The sequence below is a fragment of the Luteibacter sp. OK325 genome (genome assembly GCF_003050935.1).
GTDB lineage: Bacteria > Pseudomonadota > Gammaproteobacteria > Xanthomonadales > Rhodanobacteraceae > Luteibacter.
Genome location: NZ_QAOX01000012.1, coordinates 1 through 20,133, shown reverse-complemented (window position 1 = coordinate 20,133; position 20,133 = coordinate 1). Strand labels below are relative to the sequence as shown.

At 64.9% G+C, this 20,133-nt stretch carries 22 protein-coding genes and 1 tRNA gene; 11 read left to right on the top strand and 12 right to left on the bottom strand.

The genetic code is table 11. The annotated features are described in order from the left end of the window. Positions 1-62 precede the first annotated feature (62 nt). The 3 genes from phoR to C8J98_RS19900 form a co-directional block, all read right to left on the bottom strand. A complete protein-coding gene (gene phoR / locus C8J98_RS19910) occupies positions 63-1,340 on the bottom strand; it encodes a phosphate regulon sensor histidine kinase PhoR (protein WP_107915329.1) in 1,278 nt (425 codons plus the stop codon). 34 nt (positions 1,341-1,374) lie between these two features. After that, entirely contained in the window at positions 1,375-2,064 is a 690-nt protein-coding gene (gene phoB, locus C8J98_RS19905) for a phosphate regulon transcriptional regulator PhoB (RefSeq protein ID WP_063570381.1), read from the bottom strand. 102 nt (positions 2,065-2,166) lie between these two features. Continuing rightward, complete coding sequence (locus tag C8J98_RS19900; RefSeq protein ID WP_107915327.1) at positions 2,167-3,783, bottom strand: M48 family metalloprotease; 1,617 nt, start codon at positions 3,781-3,783, stop codon at positions 2,167-2,169. Between the two features lie 134 nt (positions 3,784-3,917). Here C8J98_RS19900 and grxC point away from each other — a divergent pair, with 134 nt between their 5' ends. From grxC to C8J98_RS19885, 3 genes are all read left to right on the top strand, one after another. Beyond that, positions 3,918-4,187 (top strand): glutaredoxin 3, encoded by a 270-nt coding sequence (gene grxC / locus C8J98_RS19895; protein WP_107915324.1) that lies wholly within the window; start codon positions 3,918-3,920, stop codon positions 4,185-4,187. Further along, positions 4,187-4,576, top strand: a complete 390-nt coding sequence (locus C8J98_RS19890; RefSeq protein ID WP_107915322.1) for a carboxymuconolactone decarboxylase family protein — start codon at positions 4,187-4,189, stop codon at positions 4,574-4,576. The genes grxC and C8J98_RS19890 overlap by 1 nt, the downstream gene beginning before the upstream one ends. Before the next feature lie 103 nt (positions 4,577-4,679). Continuing rightward, entirely contained in the window at positions 4,680-5,702 is a 1,023-nt protein-coding gene (locus tag C8J98_RS19885; protein WP_107915320.1) for an isocitrate dehydrogenase, read from the top strand. A 730-nt stretch (positions 5,703-6,432) separates the two neighbouring features. Here the strand turns inward: C8J98_RS19885 and C8J98_RS19880 are convergent. The 6 genes from C8J98_RS19880 to C8J98_RS19855 form a co-directional block, all read right to left on the bottom strand. Further along, the gene (locus C8J98_RS19880) at positions 6,433-6,873 is read right to left on the bottom strand and encodes a hypothetical protein (RefSeq protein WP_107915318.1); all 441 of its coding nucleotides are present in this window, start codon (positions 6,871-6,873) and stop codon (positions 6,433-6,435) included. Positions 6,874-6,877: 4 nt separating this feature from the next. Continuing rightward, positions 6,878-7,810, bottom strand: coding sequence for an aspartyl/asparaginyl beta-hydroxylase domain-containing protein (locus C8J98_RS19875; protein WP_304598387.1), 933 nt, complete (start codon positions 7,808-7,810; stop codon positions 6,878-6,880). A gap of 100 nt (positions 7,811-7,910) precedes the next feature. After that, complete coding sequence (gene thiD, locus C8J98_RS19870) at positions 7,911-8,696, bottom strand: bifunctional hydroxymethylpyrimidine kinase/phosphomethylpyrimidine kinase (protein WP_107915314.1); 786 nt, start codon at positions 8,694-8,696, stop codon at positions 7,911-7,913. Between the two features lie 199 nt (positions 8,697-8,895). Next, positions 8,896-10,284, bottom strand: coding sequence for a PhoH family protein (locus C8J98_RS19865; RefSeq protein WP_107915312.1), 1,389 nt, complete (start codon positions 10,282-10,284; stop codon positions 8,896-8,898). Positions 10,285-10,365: 81 nt separating this feature from the next. Next, positions 10,366-10,827, bottom strand: coding sequence for a peroxiredoxin (locus C8J98_RS19860; protein WP_107915310.1), 462 nt, complete (start codon positions 10,825-10,827; stop codon positions 10,366-10,368). A gap of 23 nt (positions 10,828-10,850) precedes the next feature. Beyond that, on the bottom strand, positions 10,851-11,411 hold the full coding sequence (locus C8J98_RS19855) for an ACT domain-containing protein (protein WP_233260312.1): 561 nt from the start codon (positions 11,409-11,411) through the stop codon (positions 10,851-10,853). A 180-nt stretch (positions 11,412-11,591) separates the two neighbouring features. On the opposite strand from C8J98_RS19855, the gene dapA reads away from it, so the two are divergent. Continuing rightward, entirely contained in the window at positions 11,592-12,485 is an 894-nt protein-coding gene (gene dapA / locus C8J98_RS19850) for a 4-hydroxy-tetrahydrodipicolinate synthase (RefSeq protein WP_107915306.1), read from the top strand. A gap of 29 nt (positions 12,486-12,514) precedes the next feature. Further along, positions 12,515-13,111, top strand: coding sequence for a hypothetical protein (locus tag C8J98_RS19845; protein WP_107915304.1), 597 nt, complete (start codon positions 12,515-12,517; stop codon positions 13,109-13,111). 180 nt (positions 13,112-13,291) lie between these two features. Here the strand turns inward: C8J98_RS19845 and fdxA are convergent, their stop codons facing one another. Then, positions 13,292-13,615, bottom strand: coding sequence for a ferredoxin FdxA (gene fdxA, locus C8J98_RS19840; RefSeq protein ID WP_107915301.1), 324 nt, complete (start codon positions 13,613-13,615; stop codon positions 13,292-13,294). Positions 13,616-13,643: 28 nt separating this feature from the next. Then, positions 13,644-13,719 (bottom strand) — tRNA-Glu (locus C8J98_RS19835). A gap of 118 nt (positions 13,720-13,837) precedes the next feature. On the opposite strand from C8J98_RS19835, the gene pcnB reads away from it, so the two are divergent. The 6 genes from pcnB to pgi all read left to right on the top strand — a co-directional run bounded on the left by pcnB (position 13,838) and on the right by pgi (position 19,901). Beyond that, positions 13,838-15,232, top strand: coding sequence for a polynucleotide adenylyltransferase PcnB (pcnB, locus tag C8J98_RS19830; protein WP_199229969.1), 1,395 nt, complete (start codon positions 13,838-13,840; stop codon positions 15,230-15,232). Then, positions 15,232-15,714 carry a 2-amino-4-hydroxy-6-hydroxymethyldihydropteridine diphosphokinase gene (gene folK / locus C8J98_RS19825; protein WP_107915515.1) on the top strand — a complete coding sequence of 161 codons (483 nt, stop codon included), beginning with the start codon at positions 15,232-15,234 and terminating at the stop codon, positions 15,712-15,714. The genes pcnB and folK overlap by 1 nt, the downstream gene beginning before the upstream one ends. A gap of 65 nt (positions 15,715-15,779) precedes the next feature. After that, positions 15,780-16,607, top strand: coding sequence for a 3-methyl-2-oxobutanoate hydroxymethyltransferase (gene panB / locus C8J98_RS19820; RefSeq protein ID WP_107915299.1), 828 nt, complete (start codon positions 15,780-15,782; stop codon positions 16,605-16,607). A 10-nt stretch (positions 16,608-16,617) separates the two neighbouring features. Next, the gene (gene panC, locus C8J98_RS19815) at positions 16,618-17,463 is read left to right on the top strand and encodes a pantoate--beta-alanine ligase (protein ID WP_107915297.1); all 846 of its coding nucleotides are present in this window, start codon (positions 16,618-16,620) and stop codon (positions 17,461-17,463) included. A 138-nt stretch (positions 17,464-17,601) separates the two neighbouring features. Next, entirely contained in the window at positions 17,602-17,982 is a 381-nt protein-coding gene (panD, locus tag C8J98_RS19810; protein ID WP_107915295.1) for an aspartate 1-decarboxylase, read from the top strand. Positions 17,983-18,266: 284 nt separating this feature from the next. Continuing rightward, the gene (pgi, locus tag C8J98_RS19805; RefSeq protein WP_107915293.1) at positions 18,267-19,901 is read left to right on the top strand and encodes a glucose-6-phosphate isomerase; all 1,635 of its coding nucleotides are present in this window, start codon (positions 18,267-18,269) and stop codon (positions 19,899-19,901) included. Between the two features lie 5 nt (positions 19,902-19,906). On the opposite strand, the gene C8J98_RS22405 is transcribed toward pgi, so the two are convergent. After that, a partial coding sequence (locus C8J98_RS22405; protein ID WP_233260311.1) for a hypothetical protein occupies positions 19,907-20,133 on the bottom strand: 227 nt, incomplete at its 5' end.

Sequence of the window (20,133 nt, the reverse complement as noted above, 5' to 3'; positions counted from 1 at the left end):
TTATCGGTCATCATGCCGGAAAGCGGCATCGCAGCAACCCGGTGGCGCTTGGCTGCCATCGATTACAGGTGCAGGCCGGCCGCTTCCTGCAGCCGGGCGCCATCCAGCAGGCGGTCGCTGCCGAAAACGCAGGCAAAGGTCGAACCCTTGCCCGGTTCGCTTTCGATCACGAGGCGGGCCTGGTGAAGGTTGAGCACGTGCTTGACGATCGACAGGCCCAGGCCGGTGCCACCGGAATCGCGCGAGCGGCTGGAGGACACCCGGTAAAAGCGTTCGGTCAGGCGTGCGATGTGCGTCGCGGGAATGCCGAAGCCCGAATCCTGCACCGAGAACTTGGCACCGCCTTCGGCTTCAGCCCAGCGGATGGCAATGCGCCCGCCGGTAGGCGTGTAGCGCACGGCGTTGCTGACCAGGTTGGAGAACGCGCTGTGCAGGTCCTTCGGCGAGCCGAGTACGTCGAATGGGGTGGCCATGTCGAGCGAGACGGTGTGGCGGCCCTGGCTGAGTGCCTCGGCTTCCTTGCGCAGGCTGGCCAGCAGCGGAGCCATCTGCACGTGTTCATCGGCGACGTGGTCCTGGGTTTCCAGGCGCGACAGTGTGAGCAGGTCTTCGACGATCTGGCCCATGCGCTTGGACTGCGCCCGCATTTCGTCGAGCACGGGTGCCAGTTCGGGCACGTCTTCCGGATCGAGCAGCTCGAGGTAGCCGTGGATGACGGTCAGCGGCGTGCGCAGTTCATGCGACACATTGGCGACGAAATCGCGGCGGATCTGCTCGAGGCGGGTGAGGTGGCTCGTGTCGCGTGCCAGCAGCAGGCGCTGGCGGCTGCCGAAGGGCAGGAGCGTGGCGGTGACGTGGCGGTTCGGATGCCCCGGTGCCGTCACGTCGTTGAGCGGTTCGCGCGCACCTTCGGCTAGCCACTCGGCCAGTTCGGAGTTGCGCATCAAGTCGGCCAGCAGGCGGCCGCGATCACGCGGCCGTTTCAGGCCGAGCAGTTCCTCGGCCGCATGGTTGAACCAGCGGACATGCTGCGAATGGTCCAGGAGGACCACGGCATCGGGAAGGGTCCCGGCCGCGCTGCGCAAATCACGCAGGCGGGATGCGATACGGCGGGTGCGAGTCATCAGACGGTCATACTCGGGGTGGGGCGATGCGGACGATTGCAACATTGGCCCCGACTTGTGACGGAACAGCGACAGCAGTACGACGATTTCCGCCAGCGCGACGACGGTCACGCCAGCCAGCATCGCACCCACGAGCGCGCCGACGGCGCCGCCCGCAATAAGCAGGGCGGCGCACGTGGCGGGCAGTCGCCAGGAAGTAAGGATGCGAGGTGGCATGGCGCCCACGATAGCGCGGCTACCCCGCGCTAGCCTAGGTATTCGCGGAGAAGCGGTAGCCCGCGCCACGAACGGTCTGCACCATGTCGTCGAGCTTCCACGGCTCCAGCGTCTTGCGCAGGCGGCGGATGTGCACGTCGACCGTGCGCTCCTCCACATACACACTGCCACCCCATACGTGGTCGAGCAGCTGGGCCCGGGAGTAGACGCGCTCCGGGTGGGTCATGAAGAAGAACAGCAGGCGGTATTCGGTCGGGCCGATGGGTACGGCTTCTTCGCCGGCGAACACGCGATGGGCGGGCCCGTCGATGCGCAGGCCGCCCAGCTCGACGATGCCGGAGCCGTCATCGCCCTGGCTCCGGCGGAGGACCGCCTTGATCCGGGCGATCAGCTCGCGGGTGGAGAAGGGCTTGATGACATAGTCGTCGACGCCGGCTTCCAGGCCGTTCACCCGATCCATCTCCTCGCCGCGGGCGGTGAGCATGATGATCGGGATTTCCCGGGAGAGTTCCTCGCGGCGCAACCGGCGGGCGAGTTCGAGTCCGCTGGTGCCCGGGAGCATCCAGTCGAGCAGGATCAGGTCCGGAACCCGCTCGGAGATGGCCATCTGTGCGGCGCGGGCGTCCGCGGCGTGAGCCGCGTCCATACCCGCCTTGCGAAGCGCGAAAGCGACCATGTCGCGAATCGATGCTTCGTCTTCCACGATGAGAATGCGTTTATGCACGCGTAAGGCCGCCTGGTGGCTGTGACGGTCATATTGCAGCGGTGCAGTGTTACACCGCAATGACAATTGTCACGAAAGTCCACCGATTCTTGCGACTGCAGGTTATTGGCTACGCCCGTCCGGGTTGTCGTCCGTGGTCACGCGTTTCTTGCGCAACTCCAGCAGAAGCGGGGTCAGGTCGCTGATTCGGGCCTGGATCCGCGAGCGCTGGTAGTAGTCGAGGTCGTCACGTTTGAGCAGGCGGCGCAGCTGCTCCATCGCGTCGAACGGCCGGCCCGCGAGGTACGCACTATCGGCATAAGCCTCCGCCGCGCGCACCGAATCGCCCGAGCGCTCGCTCGCTCGGGCGAAGGTACGGAAGATTTCCGGGTCCTCGCTGTCGTCCAGCATGGGCTTGAGGAGGGTCGCCGCGACGCGGGCTTCGTCGGCCCGCCCGGTATCGGTCAGGGCCCTGGCATAGCCGAGGGTGACGGCGCCGTTTCGCGGCGAATTGTCGTGCAGGATCTTGTAGATCGCCATGGCGTCGCCGTGCCGGCCGGCTTCTACATAGGCATCGGCCAGGGCCAGGCGGAGCACCACGCTGGCTGGCTGGCTGACCAGTAGCGGCTGGATCTGCTCCGCCGCCTGCATGCCGTGGCCGCTGCGGATCAGGGCGATCGCGTAGCCGTAACGGTTCGCCGCCGTATCGAAGTCCTTGCGCTTGAGATTGGTGGCGTAGATGTCCGCGAGCTTGCGGGGGTCGCTGGAGAGCACGCGGATGCGTTCGCGCATCAGGGCGTAGGTGTCGGCGGCGCTGTCCGGAACGATCTTGCTGCGATTAGGGGCCAGCTGGGTGTTGTCCTTGACGAACAGAACGGGCGCCGTGCTCTTCTCCCAGGTGGCTTTGTCCAGCGTGGGCTGGCGCGGTTTGCCAGCGTTGCGCTGCTCGATCGCCCGCGCGCGCCCCTTGGCATCGCTGATGCGCTCCAGGGTGACCGGGTGGGTCAACAGCAGGGAGGGCGCAGCCTCTTCGTCCTCGCCCACGCGCAGGGTGTCCTGCATGCGGCCGAAGAACTCCGCCATGGCTTCCGGGTCGTAGCCGGCATTGGCCAGGGTCTGGATGCCTACGCGGTCAGCCTCGATTTCATCCTTGCGGGTGAAGTTGATCTGCCGCTGCATGATCAGCCCCTGGCCGCCCATGAGAACGGCGGGGGCGGCATCGCCGGCCCCGCCACCCGCGCCGGCTGCGATCGCGCCCAGCAGGACCAGGGCCATGAGCGGGGCGTTCTTCTTGGAGTCCTCGAAAGCCCGGTACAGGTGATTCTGGGTGATATGGCCGATTTCGTGCGCGATGACGCCCGCCAGTTCGCTCTCGCTGGTGGTGATGTCGATCAGGCCGGCGTTCACCCCGATATAGCCACCCGGCGCGGCGAAAGCGTTGATCTGGCTGTCGTTGACGATGAAAAACTGGAAGTGGTCCTTGGGCCGGTCGCTGGCGGCGACCAGGCGGAAGCCGAGGTCGTTGATGTACTGGTCGACCAGGGCGTCGTCCACGGTGAGCCCGAGGGTGTGCATCTGGCGGAGCATCTGATCGCCGTACTCGTTCGCCTCGCGCGGGCTGAGCAGGCCCGCGGCGGAGCTGCCGAGGTCGGGCAGGCGCACGTTGTCCTGGGCACCCACGGCGAAGGTGGCGAGGGTGCTGGCGGCGAGCAGGGCGAGGCGGGGCAGGGGCGTGCGCATAGGCCGGGGACGATACCATCACCGTGGGAGTCCGATCGCCTTAGACCGCACTGACGGGGCGGGGTTCGTCCGTCTTGCAAAATCCGCCCTGCGACGCCATCTTTTGGCCATTCGCTTCCGGAGCATCCCTCTCCATGTCCACCCCTGATATCACCATCTATTCGACCGCGGTGTGCCCGTACTGCGTCGCCGCCAAGAACCTGCTCAAGGCCAGGGGCCTGGGCTGGAACGAGGTCCGTATCGACATGGATCCGGCCCAGCGCGACCTCATGCTCGAAAAGAGCGGTGGGCGCCGCACCGTGCCGCAGATTTTCATCAATGGCACGCACGTGGGTGGTTTCGACGACCTCGCGGCCGCCGATCGCAGCGGCCGCCTGGCCGAAATCCTCGAGGCAGCACACTGATGGGTGATAACCGCATCGAAGAATTCACCGCGTTCCGCAAGCGGATGAACGAGCGCATCCTCGGTGAGGACAACCAGGTCGTCCGCCGTTTCTTCGCCCTGGATACCCAGACCTACCGTGCGGGCGCCCTGGACGTGAAGACCAAGGAGATGCTCGGCCTGGTCGCCTCGATGGTCCTGCGCTGCGACGACTGCATCAGCTACCACGTGGCCCAGTGCAAGGAAGCCGGTGTCAATCGCGATGAATTCTTCGAGGTTTTCAGCGTGGGCCTCGTGGTCGGTGGCTCCATCGTTATCCCTCACCTGCGCCGCGCGGTCGATTTCCTCGACTCGCTGGAAGGCGAGACGGCGGCCGACGCCGAAGCCTGCGCCGACCATCCGGCGGCCTGACCGGCCGTCCTTGTCGCCCCGATCGGGGCGGTAACCTTGAAGGAAGTGGGCAGAATCGCCGATAATTGAGCGATTTTTCCGCTTCCCTTCAGGAGTTACCCCCATGAGCAAGACGATTGCCGTGATCCCCGGCGACGGCATCGGCCCCGAGATCATGGACGCGACCATTCGCGTTCTCGACGCCCTCGACTGCGGTCTGAAATACGATTACGTCGACGCCGGCGTGGTAGCCCTCGAAAAGCATGGCGACCTCCTGCCGCAGCACACGATCGACAAGATCGCCGAGCACAAGGTCGCGCTGAAGGGTCCGTTGACCACGCCGATCGGCGGCGGCTTCACCTCGATCAACGTGACCCTGCGTCGCAAGTTCGACCTCTACTCCAACGTGCGTCCGGCCATCAGCTTCCCGGGCACCAAGGCGCGTTACGAGAACATCGACATCATCACCGTGCGTGAGAACACCGAAGGTGCGTACCTGGCCGAAGGCCAGACCACCACGGGCGAGGGCGACACCGAAGTTGCCACCTCGATGATCCGCAACACCCGCCCGGGCATGCAGCGCATCTGCAAGTACGCCTTCGAAATGGCCCGCAAGAAGGGTCGCAAGAAGGTCACGGCGGTGCACAAGGCCAACATCATGAAGACCTCGTCGGGCCTGTTCCTGACGGTGGCCCGCGAAGTAGCCAAGGATTACCCGGACATCGAGTTCGGCGAGATGATCGTCGACAACGCCTGCATGCAGCTGGTGATGAATCCGTACCAGTTCGACGTGATCGTGACGACGAACCTGTTCGGTGACATCCTCTCCGACCTTTGTGCCGGTCTCGTCGGTGGCCTGGGCCTCGCCCCGGGCGCCAACATCGGCAAGGACGCGGCGATCTTCGAAGCCGTCCACGGTTCGGCACCGGATATCGCTGGCCAGAAGAAGGCCAACCCGTGCGCGCTGCTGCTCGCCGCGGCCGATATGCTCGACCATCTGGACATGGTCGCCAAGGCCACGCGTTTGCGCGCAGCCATCCGCGACACGATGGAAGCCCGCGACCGCACCACGCCGGACGTCGGCGGCACCGGCACCACGGACACCTTCGGCGACGCGATCGTCGAGCGGCTCCGCGCTACGGCGTAAGTCGTTCGCCAGGTGGTGACGAGAGACCCTGCAGAAATGCGGGGTCTTTTTTTTGGTTCGTCGTGGATTTCAGGCCGGGCATTCATTCGCGCCATGCACCACGCACATGGCTCGCCTTTGGCCTGGCGGGCTCGGCTGTGCCATCGCTGTACACTTGGGCGTCTCGCGGGGGAGACCTTGGTGCCCACCCTCGCTGCTCAGACAGTCCTCCGCGTTCGGTGCGGAAGGCCGCTTCGCGGCCCATGTATCTATCTGGCCTACGGCCGCTCCACTTGTGCGGAACTCGCCTCGAGGGTGGACACCAAGGTCTCTCACGACGATACGGTTGGGTGGAAGGAGAGCCGTTGCGTGGTGCCGTCGTTGCCCCCGACCGTTGTCGAGCCCCGGGTCGACGTGGAGGCGGTTGCTGGCACCCGGCTGCCGAACACCTTCCTCGCGCCTGTGCCTGCGCGCCTGCCGGCGATGCTGCCGTGCGCTTTGGCTCGACCCACGCGAACCTCAGGGCTCGGGAGAGCCTTCGGTGCCCATCCTCGAGGCGAGTTCCGCACAAGTGGAGCGGCCGTAGGCCAATAAGAACACGGGCCGCGCAACGGCCTTTCCGGTACGAAACGCGGAGGACTGTCTGAGCAGCGAGGGTGGGCACCGAAGGCTCTGCTCCGCTACGTCACCGAAGGCTCTGCGCCGCGACGTCCACGCCCGCCGCGGCGTGAGCTGGCCTTTTTTGGCCGCTTCAGCGGCGATCGCTCGAGCGGCACACGTCCGCCTTGTCCGGGAACCTTCCGACACACCACGCCACCCACTTTCGCGTGTTCTGCTCGCGCTGCGTCTTCAGAAGGTGGCCGTTCTGCGGCCCCAGGGAGAAGCCGGTCAGCTCGGTCAGCACGAACTCGAGGCCATCGTGCACGTACCAGGGTTTGACCTGGCGGTCTTCGCGGCCGGGGCGGCGGATGATGATGGATTGTTCGGGAAGGCGGCGGTCGTCGCCGAGATGGCTGATGATGTAGGGCACACCGTCGTTGCCGAGTTTGAGCAAGGCGTCGAAGGCGCGCGCCTCGCTGGCGGCATTTTTCGTGGTGTCCTCGACGAGGCGATCGACCTTCGGTCCGAGATCTTCCGCAGCGGCAGCAGTCGCGACGAGGAAGAGGGTGAGGCCGAGGGTGAGTCGCTTCATGACATCAGTGGTTGCCGCGGAAGAAGGGGTAGGGCGCGAGGAAGACCAGCCAGATCATCAGCACGATGCCGATGTACTTGATGATGCGGAACAGCTTCGGATTGGCTTTCTTGAATTTACGGGTGCGTGCGCGGCCGCGGTTGTTCATCGCGAACATCCGGTTGACGAAGCCGACCTGCTCGCTGCTCTCGTCGTCATTCGGCGATGCCGTGATCGAACCCATGAAGGCACCGACGCGCTTGTTGATGCCCGTCATCAGGCGGCTCTTCAGCGGGCGCTCGACGTCGGCGAAGAGGATCACCCGCGTCTGATCGGTGCGGTTCTCCGCCCAGTGCACATAGGTTTCGTCGAAGACGACGTCCTTGCCATCGCGCCAGGCGTGCATTTCGCCGTCGACGAAGATGCGGCAGTCGTCGGAGTTCGGCGTGATCAGGCCGAGGTGGTAGCGGAGCGAGCCGGCGAACGGATCGCGGTGCGGGTTGAGTTTGCTACCCGGCGGAAGCAGGGCGAACATCGCCGCCTTCACGCTCGGAATCGATTTGAGCAGCTTGACCGTTTCCGGGCATAGCGCCTCGGCCGAAGCCAGCGGCTCGCCGTACCATTTCAGGTAAAAGCGCTTCCAGCCCTGCTTGAAAAAGGAATTGAAGCTGGCATCGCTGTGCTTCTCGGCGGAGCGGATGAAGCCCTCGTCGAACAGGTGCATGGCTTCTTCGCGGATCTTCTCCCAGTTGCCTTGCAGCAGGTCGAGCTGAGGAAAGCCACCGCGATCGAGGATCGGGCGCGCCGGTACGGCGGAGAAGGCATACATCAGCAGGTTGTACGGCGCGAAGAGCGCCGAGTGGTCGACCAGTTGGCGATCGAAGCGCAGGCGCGAGCGTCCGCGCAGGTGCACCAGCAGCACGCAGAGCGTGAACAGGATCAGCACATACAGGACGATGAAGCGGGGCCCGAGGAAATTCATGGGTTGGACTCGACAGGGACAAGCGATACCTGCGGCCGCATGCGGCCTGTATCAACGTGCCTAGGATACTCCGGGCTCAGTGCCCGAGCACGTAGACCGCGCCTCCGCCGGGCTGCCAGGCTCGCTGGAAGGTCTTGTTCACCCAGGCAATAGCCTCCCTGACAGCCGCGTGCGGCGATTTGCCCCGAGCCAGCCCCGCCGCCACGGCCGAAGCCAGTGTGCAGCCACTGCCATGGCCTTCAATGGGTAGACGCGGGTGCCGAACCTCGATCACGCCGCTGGCATCGTAAAAACGATCGATCACCTCGCGGCCTTTGCCGTGGCCGCCTTTGAGCAGCACGCCGCGTGCGCCGAGGGCGAGGAGGTCTGCGCCTACGGTGTCCATGTCGCGCCCCAGTGCTCTACCGAGGAGGGCTTCGGCCTCAGGCAGGTTAGGCGTGAGCACGTCGGCCAGCGGGATCAGGCGCGTCACCATCGCCTCAATCGCGTCTTCATCGAGCAAGCGTGCTCCGCTCGTAGCAATCATCACCGGATCGACAACCAGCCACGCCGGCTTGCGTAGACGCATCTCCTTCGCCACCCGTCTCGTCACCGCTGCGCTGCCAAGCATGCCCGTCTTCACCGCCGCGATCGGGTAGTCGTCGAACACCGCGTCAATCTGGCTGCGGATGTGGGCAAGGGGCAGGGTATGAACCGCCGTCACGCCGCGCGTGTTCTGCGATGTCACCGCCGTGATGGCGGTGAGCCCGTGTGTCCCACGCGCATGAAAGGTCTTCAGGTCGGCCTGGATGCCAGCACCGCCGCCAGAATCCGAGCCAGCTATGGTCAGTGTGTTGGGTTTGGCTCTGGCTTTGGCTGTCATGGCGAAATGATATCCGCAGGGGAGGAGCATCGCCGCTGAAGCGGCTCCCACAGACGGCTTGTGAATCTGCTCTCAACTCAAGTCTCCGGCTCCCTTCCCTCAGTGCCAAAGCCCGAACGCGATGGCGAAGCCGAGCCCGCCGAAACGAAAAAGGCGCGGACATCGCTGCCCGCGCCTTTGCTGTCGCACTTGCCCGCGCTTACAAAGCTTCAGAGGCGAAATCGGCCAGCCTCGACCGCTCGCCGCGCTTGAGCGTGATGTGCCCTGAGTGAGCCCACATCTTGAAGCGGTCCACCGCATAGGTGAGGCCCGATGTGGTTTCCGTGAGGTAGGGCGTGTCGATCTGCTCGACGTTGCCCAGGCAGACGATCTTCGTGCCCGGGCCGGCGCGCGTGATCAGGGTCTTCATCTGCTTCGGCGTGAGGTTCTGGGCCTCGTCGATGATCAGGTAGCGGCTGAGGAAGGTACGGCCGCGCATGAAGTTCAGCGAGCGGATTTTCACGCGTGAGGCAAGCAGGTCGTTGGTGGCCTGACGACCCCAGGAACCGCCTTCCTCCGGATTGGCGAGTACTTCGAGGTTGTCCGTCAGGGCGCCCATCCACGGCGTCATCTTCTCTTCCTCGGTGCCCGGCAGGAAGCCGATGTCTTCGCCGACCGAGACCGTGGCGCGGGTCATGATGATCTCGCGGTAACGCTGCTGGTCCATGACCTGGGCCAGGCCTGCGGCGAGGGCGAGCAGGGTCTTGCCGGTACCGGCCGTGCCGAGCAGGGTGACGAAGTCGACGTCGGGATCCATGAGCAGGTTCATCGCGAAGTTCTGCTCGCGATTGCGCGCCGCGATGCCCCACACGCCGTGTGAGGCATGCGTGTGATCGTCGAGCAGGACGAGCTTGGCCTTGCGGTGCTCCTCGTCGCCACGGATCTCCAGTACGCGCAGCTCGACATCGTTCTCGCCGGGCATGTACAGGCATTCGTTGGCGTACCAGTTCTCGTCCTCGCGCATGTCCACTTCGTAGAACGTGCGGCCACGCTCGTTCCACGAGCGCAGTTCCGGGTGCCGTGTCCAGAAATCTTCGGTCAACCCGTCCGACCCGGTGAAGAGCAGGGCGAAGTCGTCCAGTGCGCGGTCGTTCTCGTAGTCCTCGGCGGTGATGCCGTAGATCGACGCCTTGATCCGGAGGTTGATGTCCTTGGAAACCAGGATGACCGGCCGATCCGGGTACTGGTCGCGCAGGTCGATGACAGCGGCCAGGATCTGGTTGTCGGCCTTGCCGTTGCCGTGGCCCGTGCGCTGCTGGAAGAACAGCCGGCCCACGGCATTACGGTTGAGCTTTATTCCCTGCGGGTTGATCAGCTCCACGCCGTTGCGGATGCCTTCGCCGCCGCCGCGTTCGATCAGTTCATTGAGGAAACGGCTTACCTGGCGGCCGTTGCGCGAGACTTCCGAGCCGCCTTTCTTCTTGTCGTCCAGTTCCTCCAGCACCGTCATCGGTATGAAGACGTCGTGCTCCTCGAAGCGGAACAGCGACGTTGGATCGTGCAGAAGCACGTTGGTGTCGAGGGCGTAGATGCGCTTGCTTCCGGTCATACGGAAGTGACCTCTTGCAGAGGTTGCAAAACCGGCCGCACGGCGACGGCCGGGGGGAGGAGCCGCATGACGCGGTATCCGTCACGCGGTGGGAACACTCTCGAGAACGGCTCGCACGTGGCCGGGGATCTTGATCCCACGCCATTCCGCGGCGAGCTTGCCGTTGGGGTCGATCAGGAAGGTACTGCGGACCACGCCGAGGTAGCGCTTACCGTAGAGCACTTTCTCGTGGATCACGTCGAATGCCTGGCACCAGGCTTCGTCGGCGTCGGACACGAGTGGGAAGGGTAGTTCGTGCTTGCCGGCGAAATTCGCGTGCGATCGCACGGAGTCACGGGATACGCCGACGACTTCGGCGTTGCGGGCCTGGAATTCCCCGTAGAGATCGCGGAAGTCCTTCGCCTCGTTCGTACAGCCCGGCGTGTTGTCCTTCGGGTAAAAGAAGACCACGACCCACTTGCCGTGGAGGGAGGCCAGCGACAGGCTCGTGCCATCGCCCAGTGCGCCTTCGAGTTTCGGTAGCTTCTTGCCCTTGCCGATCATGCGTAGGTCTGTCTTCCCTTGGGTCAGAACTTCACGGGGTCCATGATGGCGTCGAGATTGAGGCCATCGCACAACTCGAGGAAATCGTCGCGCAGCGCGGCGATATGTGTTTCCGACGGAATACCGATGGTGATCTGGGCCTGGAACATTTCAGCGCCGGTCTGCATGGCCTGGTAACGCATGGACGTGAGCTGCTCCACGCTGATGTCGCGGCGCGAAAAGAACTCGATGATCTTCACCAGGATGCCCGGTCGGTCGGCGGCGATCACCTCGACCAGATAGGGCAACAGGTGCGAGGTCGGCTCGCGCGGGGTGGTGCGGTAATGCACGATCTGCAGCTCTTCGTCGCGGGCCAGCTTGGCCAGCGCGGTTTCCAGCTTGGCGACGGCATCCCAGGCGCCCGAGGCGAGCAGCATCACCGAGGTGTCGTTGCCGATCGTGGAGACGCGGGCGTCGGCCATGTTGCAGCCGGAGTCGGCGATGCGCTTGGCCAACGCGAGGATCGGGGCGCGGTGCGCCGGCGACAGCGTCGAGATGAGGAGCTGGTTATCGGTGGTGGTGCTACGTACTGCGGAACGATTCAAGGCTCGACTACCGATGGCGCGACCCGCGGGGCGCAGGGCGTCGCTACGGGCCCGAGCTTACTTGGCTGCGTCGCACGCTAGCAAGACACTCCGCATGGAATGATGGGTGCACGTCGCGAATGGACTCGCCGCAGGTGCCCCGGTAACATGCGAACGGCTGGTAACTCAACGGGTTTCACCTTGGACATCTCCGGAAGCATCACCGCGCTGGCGACGCCGTTCGCCGCCGACGGCTCCCTCGATCTAGACGCGTTCGGCCGACTGCTCGACCAGCAGATCGCCGGTGGCACCCAGGCGGTTGTCGTCGCCGGGTCGACGGGCGAGTCCCATTTTCTCGAGCACGACGAATTCGAGCGCTTGCTCGGCTTCGCCGTGAAGCACGTGAACCACCGTATTCCCGTCATCGCCGGCACCGGCGAGGCAGGCACCGCCAAAACCATAGCCACCACGCGCCGGGCCAGGGCCCTTGGCGCCGACGTTGCCCTGGTGGTGGCGCCGTTCTATGTCCGTCCGACCCAGGAGGGCCTGCGCAGGCACTTCCTCGCGGTGGCGGACGAGGGCGGCCTTCCGGTCATCCTCTATAACGTGCCCCCGCGCACTGGCTGCGACATCGCGCCGGAGACCGTGGCGGTCCTGCGTGTCCATGCAGGCATCATCGGTATCAAGGAAGCCCGGGGCGACGCCGAGCGCATTCGCGCCCTCGCGGAACTTATTCGCCCGGATTTCGTCTACCTCAGCGGTGACGACGGCTCGGCCCACCAGGCCATGCTGGCGGGCGCCGCCGGGACCATTTCGGTCGTGGCCAATCTCGTGCCCGAAGCCTTCCGCGCCTTCTGCGACGCCGCCCGTTCAGGCGACCCGGAGAAGACCGCGAGGGAGACAGCACGGCTGGCCCCGCTGATCGACGCGCTCAACTGCGCGCCGAACCCCATCCCGGTGAAGGCCGGTCTGGCTGCCCTGGGGCTCGGTTCGGCCGCTCCAAGGCTGCCCCTGGTCGAGCTGGAAGCGGGCCCGGCGCTGGACAGGGTGCGCGAAACGCTCGCCGCTCTGGCACCATTGTCGTTCGCTGCCTGAAGCAACCCTATTCAACGGAACCCGAGTTCATGAAGAAAACCTCGTACGCGCTGGTCGTCCCGGCATTGATTCTTTCCGCCCTGCTGGTGTCCGGTTGCGGTGCGTTCCGCTCGAAGAAGGACTGGGATCGTGCCCAGCAGGAAGCTCCGCTCGAGATCCCGCCGGGTCTGGATACGCCGTCGACGACTGCCGCGCTGGTGATTCCGGAAGTGGGTTCGGGCGCCGCGGCGGCCAACGCCAATGCGACCAATGCTGCGCCGGTGTCGGATGGTTTCATCCTGGCCGACGACGTCGACACCGCCTTCAAGCGCATCGGTGAACAGCTGGCCCAGGGTGATCTGGGTAGCGTCGTCGCCCACGACGACACCAACCACACCTACCAGATCGCCGCGAAGCCGGGCCGTCCGGAAGCCCGTCCGGGCCTGTTCCGCCGCATGTTCGGCGGTGGCAAGGACGGCAACAACCAGGATGCCAAGGACGCCCCGGCGTCGGCCCAGGGCGCGACCCACACGGTCGTGCTGACCGTCAACCCGAGCGGCACCGGCAGTGAAATCCGTGCGCAGGGCGATGCCGATGGCGTCCGTCGCGTGATCGACGCGCTGAAGTCGCGGATGGGCAGCAAGTAAGTCTGCTTTCCGTTCCACGAAAAACGCCGCCCTCGAGGCGGCGTTTTTCTTGTTGGCTCGTTGTAGGAGCCGGCTATGCCGGCGATGGGGTCGCGGCAACCTGGCTATGGCCGATGAATCGGCTCCTACAACAGCAAAAAACGGCCTCCAGGGCCGTTTTTTCGATAATTCGGGGTTGGATCAGCGTTCGAGCAGGTCGAGCTTGCCCGGCTTGCCTTCCCATTCCTTGGCGTCCGGCAGGCCGTCCTTGCGCTCGGTGATGACCGGCCACGCCTTGGCGAGCTCGGCATTGAGCGCGACAAACACTTCCTGACCCGCGGGGACGTCGTCCTCGGGGTAGATGGCGTTGATCGGGCATTCTGGCTCGCACAGGGTGCAGTCGATGCACTCGTCCGGATTGATCACCAGGAAGTTCGGGCCCTGGTGAAAGGCATCCACCGGGCAAACCTCGACGCAGTCCGTGTACTTGCACTTGATGCAGTTGTCGGTAACGACAAAGGTCATGCGAAGAATGGCGCCGAAAGAGGAAAAGTGGTGCTCCCTACGAGGTTCGAACTCGTGTTCCCGCCTTGAGAGGGCAGTGTCCTAGACCACTAGACGAAGGGAGCAGGTCGTACGTGGGGTACGAAGCGCGCTAGTATAGCGAAATCCCGGAGCCCGGCAACGGTTTTTTGCATACTCGTCGGCCGGGGTCTAATTCGTTACATTTGTCCACCTAAAGGACGCATGCGCGCCCGTCAGGACCACGACCGCTTGAATCCCGAAACCAGGAATGAGGTTGCGCCGACGCTCCGCGTCATCCCGCGCGAACACCACTCCATTTCCCGCAAGAACATCAGCAAGGCCGCGTTGCGCGTCCTCTACCGTCTGCACGACGCGGGGTTCGCTGCCTACCTGGTCGGTGGCGCCGTGCGTGACCTCTTGCTCGGCGGTCACCCGAAAGACTTCGACGTGGCGACCAATGCCACGCCGGACGAGGTCAAGGGGCTGTTCCGTAATTGCCGCCTGATTGGCCGCCGGTTCCGACTGGCCCATGTCGTCTTCGGGCCGGAGATCATCGAGGTGGCGACCTTCCGCGGCACGGGCGAGGACGGCACGGGGGGTGAGGGCGATCGGCACATCGTCGACGGCCGGATCGTTCGCGACAACATCTGGGGCACGATCGAGGAAGACGCCGTCCGCCGTGACTTCCGCGTCAATGCGCTCTATTACGACATCTCCGACTTCAGCGTCCGCGACTATGTCGGCGGCATGCAGGACCTCGAAGACAAGACCATGCGACTGATCGGCGACCCCGACCAGCGCTATCGGGAAGACCCGGTGCGCATGCTTCGCGCGGCCCGTCTCGCCGCGAAGCTGGGCTTCACCATCGACAAGGAAGCCCTGGCGCCGTTCGCCTCGCTGGGCCACCTGTTGGGAGAAGCTGCGCCGGCCCGCCTGTTCGACGAGTCGCTCAAGCTCTTCCTTGCCGGTCACGGCCTGAAGAGCTTCAAGATGCTCGAAGCCTGTGGCCTCCTGAAATTCCTCTTCCCGGCCACGGCCCGTGCCCTCGAGCGCGGCGATCAGGCGCTTCGTGCCCTGGTCGAACAGGGCCTGTCCAATACGGATGCGCGCATCGCCGAGGGCAAGTCGGTCACGCCGGCTTTCCTTTATGCCGTGCTGCTGTGGGGCGAAGTGCGCGACCAGGCACACGGCTGGATCGCGCAGGGCTTCGACATCAACGAGGCCTGGCAGCGCGCCGCTGTACACGTCGTGGGCGAGCAGTGCCAGCGCGTCGCCATTCCGCGCCGGTTTACCTTCACGATGGAAGAAATCTGGTCGCTGCAGCCGCGCTTCGAACAGATTCACCGCAAGCGCGTCTTCCGCCTGATGTCGCATCCGCGTTTCCGCGCAGCGTTCGATTTCCTGCTCCTGCGTGCCCATGAATCCGAGCGCATGCGTGAGCTTGGCGAATGGTGGGCGCATGCCCAGCAGCTACCGCCGGAAATGCTCGCGGCGGCACTGGGCGGCGGCGGGGTCCCCGCACACGAAACCACCGTCGCGGCGACGGCACCTGCACGCAAGCGTCGTCGTCGGCGCAAGCCCGGCGGCCGTGGCAAGGGCGATTCGGGCGGCGCGTGATCGTTCGCGCCCTTATCGGGCTGGGCGGCAACCTGGGCGAGGTGCGTGAACGGCTCGATGCCGCCATCGCCGCCCTGGATGCGTTGCCCGGCGTGGCAGTCGTGGCGCGGTCGCGGTTCTATCGCACGCCGCCCTGGGGTCACACGGACCAGCCTGACTTCGTCAACGCGGCCATCGCCGTCGAGACCGGTCTGACACCGATGGACCTCCTGGATGCCTTGCTTGCCACCGAACGCGCATTCGGGCGGGTTCGCGACGGCGAGCGCTGGGGCCCGAGAACGCTCGACCTCGACCTGCTCGCCTATGGCGACGAAGTGATCGACGAGGACCGCCTGAGCGTGCCGCACCCGCGGATCGCCGAGCGCGCGTTCGTGCTGCTGCCCCTGGCGGATATCGCCGCCGATACGGTGCTGCCCGGCATGGGGCGCGTCGGCGACCTGCTGGATGCGATTCCGACGCACGGCTGCACGCCTCTTTCATGAGCCTCGGTTGAGCTAGCGCTCTTCAAGGCGGACAATTCCCGTTTCACCCAACGAGGCGACACAGCGTGTACGTGGAAAAAACGAGCGCGCCGGCGCGTAAGCCGGTGACCGTGCCGGGCCTGAAGGCAATGAAAGCCGAAGGCAGGAAGATCGTGATGCTCACCGCCTACGACGCGAGTTTCGCTGCCCAACTGGAGTTTGCCGGGGTCGATGTGGCCCTGGTCGGCGATTCGCTCGGCATGGTGGTGCAAGGGCGTTCGAGCACCTTGCCGGTGACCGTCGACGAAATGGTCTATCACACCGCGGCCACCGCGCGTGGGCTGTCGGCCACGCTGCTGGTAGCCGACCTGCCGTTCATGAGCGACCGCGATGTTCCTACTGCGATGGAAGCCGCTGCGCGGCTGATCGGGCAGGGCGGCGCGGCCATGGTCAAGATCGAGGGCGCCGGTCGTATTTGCGAAGTTATCTCGGCGTTGGCCGAGCGTGACATTCCGGTTTGCAGTCACCTTGGCCTCACCCCGCAGTCGGTGAACAAATTCGGCGGCTACAAGGTGCAAGGCAAGACCCAGGACACCGCCGATAAACTCTTCGCCGATGCGAAGGCGGTGGAGGCGGCGGGTGCCGACCTGCTCGTCCTCGAATGCGTACCCTCGGCGCTGGCGGCACGCATCACCGCCGAACTGTCCATCCCGGTGATCGGGATCGGTGCGGGCGTGGATTGCGACGGTCAGGTCCTGGTCGTCTACGACCTGCTCGGCCTGACGCCGGGCAAGCGGCCGAAGTTTTCCAAGGATTTCCTCGCGGGACGCGATTCCATCCAGGGCGCCATTGGCGCCTACGTCGCGGACGTGCGTGAACAGCGCTTCCCCGGCGTCGAACACAGTTTCAGCTGAGGGCTCCACCATGCAGACCGTTACCGATGCCGCCGCACTGCGCGCCGCCGTTCGCGGCTGGCGCAGTGCCGGCCAGAACGTCGGCTTCGTGCCGACCCTGGGCAACCTGCACGCCGGGCACTACTCCCTGCTGAAGCTGGCCCGTGCCCGAGCCGACCGTGTGATCGCCAGCGTTTTCGTCAATCCGACCCAGTTCGCCCCGGGTGAGGACTACGAGCGCTATCCCCGCACCCTGGCCCAGGACCAGGCCGGCCTGGCCGAGGCCGGGTGCGACATCCTGTTTGCGCCGGAGGTCTCGACGCTTTACCCGTTTGGCGCGGCCTCCAGCGTGAGCATCCACGTGCCCGACCTGACCGAAACCCTGGAAGGTGCTCATCGTCCGGGTCATTTCGAAGGCGTGGCCACCGTGGTCGCCAAGCTTTTCAGCCTGGTCCAGCCGGACCTCGCCGTGTTCGGCCAGAAGGATTTCCAGCAGCTCAAGGTGATCGAGCGGATGGTCCGGGATCTCTCCCTGCCGGTGAAGGTCATGTCGGGACCGACGTTGCGTGAAGAGGATGGCCTCGCCATGAGCTCGCGCAACCAGTACCTGTCGCCCCAGGAACGGGCCAGGGCGCCGCAGATCTACTCGACGCTGCAGCAGACCCGTGAGCTCTTTCGCCAGGGCCATAGCTGGCAGGCGCTGGAGCAGGCCGCCAAGGCCCGGCTGGAACGCGCCGGCTTCGTGCCCGATTACCTGGCTATCCGTCGCGCCGAAGACCTTGCCGAGCCGGGTCCGGACGATCGGGAAGGCCTGGTGGCGCTGGTCGCGGCGCGGTTGGGCGTGACCCGCCTGATCGACAACCTGCCTTTCGACTGAATCCCTTCACGAACGGGGACTTGCGTTTCCTGTCGCTGTCCCCCATAAAGCGCACCGACAGAGGAAGCCCACGCGACGGAGCGGGCAACCCTCCGTTAGAATGGGCGTTTTTGTAACCGCCAAACTCCAGAGACCGCCATGCACCTCAACATGCTCAAGTGCAAGATCCACCGGGCCACGGTGACTCACGCCGAGCTGAACTACGAAGGTTCGATCGCCATCGACGGCAACCTGCTCGATGCCGCGGGGATCCGCGAGTACGAGCAGATCCATGCCTGGAACATCAGCAACGGCGAACGCTTCGTCACGTACGCGCTGCGTGCGGAAGAGGGCTCGGGCATCATCTCCGTGAACGGTAGCGCCGCGCGTCGCGTATCCACCGGCGACCTGGTGATCATCGCCGCGTTCGTCGGCCTGTCCGAGGCCGAGATGGCCAAATACCAGCCGGACCTGGTCTACGTCGACGCGGACAACCGCATCACGCATACGAATCATTCGATTCCGAAACAGGCGGCGTAACGCAGTCTGCTTTTTGTAGGCCTGCCTTGGTGCAGGCCTGCCTCGGTATAGGCCTGCTTTGGGCAGGACTGCTTTGGGCAGGACTGCTTTGTGTGGGAGCCGATTTATCGGCGAAAGGAATTGCGGCATCTCCGCTCCGTTGGCTTTTCGCCGCTGAAGCGGCTCCTACATGTGCTTCATTCGCCGCTGAAGCGGTTCCCACATTGGCCTGATTTTTTGCAATCCGCCTACGCTGCACTGCGGTAAGATCGGGATTCCCTATCCGTCGCCGCCAAGTGGAAGCCATGGAATCAAAGCACGACCGTCTGCCCTCCTTCGAGGAGCACGCCTCCCGTCTCGCCGCCACCAACCTCCGCGCCCTCGTCCAGGACGAAGCCCGCGGTGAGCGCCTGCGCCGACGCATGGGTCCGATCCTTCTCGACGCGTCCCGCCAGAAGCTCGACATCGCGGCGCTGGACGCCGTCGGCGAGTACATCGAAAGCACCGGCTGGAAAGCCGCGCGCGACGCGATGTTCGAAGGCAAGCACATCAATACCTCCGAAGATCGCGCGGTACTGCACACCGCATTGCGCGGTGGTGCTTCGCGCAATCCGGCAGCGCCAGCGGACGTCCGCAAGGAAGTCGCCGACGCGCTGGACAAGATGGAAGCCCTCGTCAACGCGGTACACAAGGGCGAAGGCGAGTCGGTTGGCCTGATCGGCCGCGTCACCGACGTCGTGAACATCGGTATCGGTGGTTCGGATCTCGGCCCGCGTCTGGCCGTACACGCGCTCGAGCAGTTCCACGTCGATGGCATCAACAGCCACTTCCTCACCAACGTCGACGGCCAGGCCGCGACGGACCTGATGAAGAAACTCGATCCGGCACGCACGCTGGTCATCCTGGTTTCCAAGAGCTTCAACACGCAGGAAACGCTGCTCAACGGCGGTGTGTTCCGCAACTGGATCCTGAAGGCCGAGGGCGGCGACGAGGCAAAGGCCTCCAGGCATTTCATCGCCGTGAGCTCCAACGACGAAGCCGTGCACAAGTGGGGCGCCTCGCAGGTGCTCCCGATGTGGGACTACGTCGGCGGTCGCTACTCACTGTGGTCGGCCGTGGGTGCTTCCATCGCGTTCGCCATTGGCATGAAGGGCTTCCGCGACCTGCTCGCCGGTGCCGCCGAGGCGGACGACCACTTCCGCAGCGCGGAGTGGAAGGACAACCTTCCGGTGCTGCTTGCCATCGCCGAGATCTGGAACCGCAACATCCTCGGTACCACCAGCCGCGCCGTGATTCCCTATGTGGATTCGCTTGTGGATCTCCCGTCCTATCTCCAGCAGCTGGAGATGGAAAGCCTCGGCAAGCATGTGCATCCGAGTGATGGCAGCGAAGTGAAGCAGGCAAGCGTGCCCGTGGTCTGGGGCAGCATCGGCACCAATGCGCAGCATGCTTATTTCCAGGCGCTGCACCAGGGTACCGATATCGTACCGCTGGAGTTCATCGGCCTGGTGAAGCCGGCGCATCCGCTGCGCGAGAACCAGGACGTGCTGACGTCGAACCTGCTGGCGCAGGCAGCGGCGCTGTCGCTGGGCAAGACCTACGAAGAAGCACTGGCCGAAGCAAAGACGGGCACGGATGAAGAGCGTCATGCACTCGCCGCGCAGCGTACGTTCAAGGGCGATCGCCCGAGCACCGTATTCATGCTCGACTCGCTCACCCCGCATTCGCTGGGCGCGCTGATCGCGCTGTACGAGCACAAGGTGTTCCTGCTCGGTCACCTCTGGGGCATCAATGCGTTCGACCAGTGGGGCGTGGAGCTGGGCAAGGTCATCGCCAAGCAGATCTACCCTTCATTGGCGAACGACAAAGACGCCGGCGACCTGTCGCAGTTCGATGGGGCAACGCGTGCGCTGATTACGGCGATTCGTTCGCGTCGCTGAGAGCGTCACCGCTGAAGCGGCTCCCACAGGGAGCGAAAAAAAACCCGGCTCGCGCCGGGTTTTTTTTGAATGTTTTTTGTAGGGGCCGATTCATCGGCGATATCCAGGTTGCGGCAAGCACCCAATCGCCGATGCATTGCAGTGGTCAAGCTTTTCTGGACACCTGCGTAGGAGCCTGAGCCGCCAGGCGCTCGAAGAGCGCTGGCGGGATGTCGTTTAGCCGCGAGTGCAG